The sequence below is a fragment of the Herbaspirillum sp. B65 genome (assembly GCF_000333555.1).
GTDB lineage: Bacteria > Pseudomonadota > Gammaproteobacteria > Burkholderiales > Burkholderiaceae_D > Herbaspirillum > Herbaspirillum rubrisubalbicans.
The window spans coordinates 1-2,864 of record NZ_BADI01000794.1 but is presented as its reverse complement, the minus strand read 5'-3'; the positions used below and the strand labels follow the sequence as shown (position 1 = coordinate 2,864).

Below are 2,864 nucleotides of genomic sequence, written 5' to 3'. Positions count from 1 at the left end.
TTCATGCGCCCGGGGCTGCTGTGCTCGCTGTGGTCAAGGACCCAAGGTCTATGGCACCCCGCCCAAGAACCTCTACCAGGCGGTGGTGCTGCCGTTCCGCGAATTCATCGCCCGTGGCGGCTGGCGCAATGCGCTGTGGGTGCTGGGCTTCATCTTCCTCTACAAGCTGGGCGACAGCATGGCCACCGCCCTGGCCACCAAGTTCTACATCGATCTGGGCTTTTCGATGACCGAGATCGGCGTGGTCTCCAAGACCACCAGTCTATGGGCCAGCGTGGCCGGCGGCATCATCGGTGGCATCTGGATGGTGCGGCTGGGCATCAATCGCGGCCTGTGGGTGTTCGGCGTGTTGCAGGCCATCCCCATCCTGGGCTTTGCCTGGCTGGCCCATGTCGGCGCCAGCCTGCCGGTGCTGGCGGTGGTGATCGGGTTGGAAGCCTTTGGCGTGGGGTTGGGCACCACTGCTTTCGTGGCCTACATCATGCGCGAGACCGATCCGCGCTACACCGCCACGCAGTTTGCGCTGTTCACCAGTTTGATGGCTGTACCCCGGACTTTTGTCAATTCTTCGGTCGGATATATCGTCGCCGAGACCGGTTGGTTAAATTTTTTTCTGATTTGCTTCGTTCTGGCCTTGCCTGGAATGCTGATGTTGCCTAGAATTGCGCCCTGGAATGAAAAGCCGGTTGAGTCGCAGACACAAAAAGCCTGAAGATTCGAAAAAACGTCGCGGGTCGTTCCTCTGAGCAACATCCGGCAGTTGATCAATTATTTTGCTTCTTTGCGAAAATTTAGTTGACAGTCCAAAGATGTTCCTCTATAGTTTTGAGTTCCCTGCACGGAGAGGTGGCCGAGTGGTTAATGGCAGCAGACTGTAAATCTGCCCTCTTACGAGTACGCTGGTTCGAATCCAGCCCTCTCCACCATTAGGCCGGGATTCAAGGCAGTTCTGCAGTACATACGCGATCGAAAGACGCGGCGGTTGTGAAGTGAAGGTTGTTTCCTCGCGGGTGTAGCTCAATGGTAGAGCTGAAGCCTTCCAAGCTTAAGACGAGGGTTCGATTCCCTTCACCCGCTCCAAGTTTTGGTCCGGTTGCATGTTTGGTTGTTGTGCAGTCGGAAAAATGCCCTTGTAGCTCAGTGGTAGAGCACTCCCTTGGTAAGGGAGAGGCCACGTGTTCAATCCACGTCAAGGGCACCAGTTTCTCGTCGTATCGCTGACAAGTCAGTAATCAGTCGGGCGTGTTGCCTGGACATTCTCATCAAATCTAGGAGTCTAAGATGGCAAAAGGCAAGTTTGAACGGACCAAGCCGCACGTGAACGTCGGCACCATCGGTCACGTTGACCACGGCAAGACCACCCTGACCGCTGCAATCGCAACCGTCCTGTCGAAGAAGTTCGGCGGCGAAGCGAAGGCCTACGACCAGATCGACGCAGCGCCTGAAGAAAAGGCACGCGGCATCACCATCAACACCGCCCACGTCGAATACGAAACCGCGAACCGTCACTACGCGCACGTTGACTGCCCAGGCCACGCCGACTATGTGAAGAACATGATCACCGGCGCAGCCCAGATGGACGGCGCGATCCTGGTGTGCTCGGCCGCTGACGGCCCGATGCCCCAGACCCGCGAACACATCCTGCTGTCGCGCCAAGTTGGCGTTCCTTACATCATCGTCTTCCTGAACAAGGCTGACATGGTGGACGACGAAGAGCTGCTGGAACTGGTGGAAATGGAAGTCCGCGAACTGCTGTCGAAGTACGAGTTCCCCGGCGACGACCTGCCCATCGTGAAGGGTTCGGCCAAGCTGGCGCTGGAAGGCGACACCGGTCCCCTGGGCGAGCAAGCCATCATGGCCCTGGCCGAAGCCCTGGACACCTACATCCCGACCCCGGAACGTGCCGTTGACGGTACCTTCCTGATGCCGGTGGAAGACGTGTTCTCGATCTCCGGCCGTGGCACCGTGGTGACCGGTCGCGTCGAGCGCGGCATCATCAAGGTCGGCGAAGAAATCGAAATCGTCGGTATCGCTGACACCCAGAAGACCACCTGCACCGGCGTGGAAATGTTCCGCAAGCTGCTGGACCAAGGTCAAGCTGGCGACAACGTTGGCGTGCTGCTGCGCGGCACCAAGCGTGAAGACGTGCAGCGTGGTCAGGTTCTGGCCAAGCCGGGTTCGATCAAGCCGCACAAGCACTTCACCGGCGAGATCTATGTTCTGTCGAAGGATGAGGGCGGCCGTCACACCCCGTTCTTCAACAACTACCGTCCGCAGTTCTACTTCCGTACCACCGACGTGACCGGTGCGATCGAACTACCGAAGGACAAGGAAATGGTCATGCCGGGCGACAACGTGTCGATCACCGTGCAACTGATCAACCCGATCGCTATGGAAGAAGGTCTGCGCTTCGCTATCCGTGAAGGCGGTCGTACCGTCGGCGCCGGCGTGGTTGCCAAGATCTTCGACTAATCGTCGAGTCAGCAGTAGCAGTATCCAAGTAACACTAGTCGCATTTTTAACATCGCCGGGGATGATCCTCATCCCCGGTTCGTTCTTTAAAGGAAAATCATGTCGGTTCCTAGCCAAAAAATCCGTATCCGTCTGAAAGCTTTCGACTATCGTCTGATCGACCAGTCCGCACTGGAAATCGTTGAAACCGCCAAGCGTACCGGCGCTGTCGTCAAGGGCCCGGTTCCCCTGCCGACCCGCATCCAGCGCTTCGACGTCCTGCGTTCGCCGCACGTCAACAAGACTTCCCGCGATCAGTTCGAAATCCGTACCCATCAGCGCCTGATGGATATCGTCGATCCGACCGACAAGACGGTTGACGCATTGATGAAGCTGGACCTGCCCGCGGCGTG

2 protein-coding genes, 3 tRNA genes and 1 pseudogene are annotated in these 2,864 nt (G+C 57.9%); all 6 read left to right on the top strand.

The window, feature by feature from the left end:
- Positions 1-712: pseudogene (locus I5W_RS18985) on the top strand (MFS transporter); the annotation flags it as partial.
- Between the two features lie 128 nt (positions 713-840).
- A tRNA-Tyr gene (locus I5W_RS18980) sits at positions 841-926 on the top strand.
- 80 nt (positions 927-1,006) lie between these two features.
- A tRNA-Gly gene (locus tag I5W_RS18975) sits at positions 1,007-1,080 on the top strand.
- 46 nt (positions 1,081-1,126) lie between these two features.
- Positions 1,127-1,201 (top strand) — tRNA-Thr (locus I5W_RS18970).
- Positions 1,202-1,281: 80 nt separating this feature from the next.
- Positions 1,282-2,472, top strand: coding sequence for an elongation factor Tu (gene tuf, locus I5W_RS18965; protein WP_034312043.1), 1,191 nt, complete (start codon positions 1,282-1,284; stop codon positions 2,470-2,472).
- Between the two features lie 99 nt (positions 2,473-2,571).
- On the top strand, positions 2,572-2,864 hold a 293-nt coding region (gene rpsJ / locus I5W_RS18960; RefSeq protein WP_044530401.1), incomplete at its 3' end, for a 30S ribosomal protein S10.

Excerpts from the sequence above, each read along its gene's own strand:
- tuf (WP_034312043.1), top strand. The coding sequence starts at position 1,282 with ATGGCAAAAGGCAAGTTTGAACGGACCAAGCCGCACGTGAACGTCGGC.